Source organism: Parabacteroides distasonis, assembly GCF_004793765.1.
Classification (GTDB): Bacteria; Bacteroidota; Bacteroidia; order Bacteroidales; family Tannerellaceae; genus Parabacteroides; species Parabacteroides distasonis_A.
On sequence record NZ_SRYM01000155.1, the window covers coordinates 1 to 476 of the forward strand.

2 protein-coding genes are annotated in these 476 nt (G+C 49.4%); both read right to left on the minus strand.

Annotated features, from left to right (window positions below; translation table 11 throughout):
• Positions 1-244: N-acetylmuramoyl-L-alanine amidase (locus E5342_RS19170; RefSeq protein ID WP_210434987.1), on the minus strand; the 244-nt coding region annotated here is incomplete at its 3' end.
• Positions 245-277: 33 nt separating this feature from the next.
• Entirely contained in the window at positions 278-373 is a 96-nt protein-coding gene (locus E5342_RS19485; protein WP_005855736.1) for a smalltalk protein, read from the minus strand.
• Positions 374-476 lie beyond the last annotated feature (103 nt).

Consider the following 476-nt stretch of genomic DNA (forward strand, 5'->3'; position numbering starts at 1 on the left):
TTCCGACACTGTGGTCGTTCCATCCGGCCGCGTGCGCCCCGATCTGGTTGACCGGCCGGCAACGATGCAGCTCTCCGTCCCGTGTGATATAGAAATGATAGGCGATGTCGGCGAATCCCCGTGCCTTGTGGGAGGAGCGTAGCGCCTCCACCGGGAAATCCCTGTCATATCGTGTGGCCGAGCAGTGAATCACAAGGAGGCGGACCTCCCTGTAATTCTGGTAGAAACAATAAGCCTTACCCATGGTAATTGAAAAATGAGAGTTGATAATTGAAAATTAGAGAATACAGGATTGGATGCCAAGTGCCCCTGCGATGGCGGTAGCTACTGCGATGATCACTTTGATAATAGTACTCCATACGGACTTTTTCATGATAATTAAGAATTAATAGTGAATAATGAATTGAATAATGAAATCCCAGCTGATATAAGAGGAAAGCTTCGCTTTCCTTCGGACGGCCTCAGCGGACGGGCGT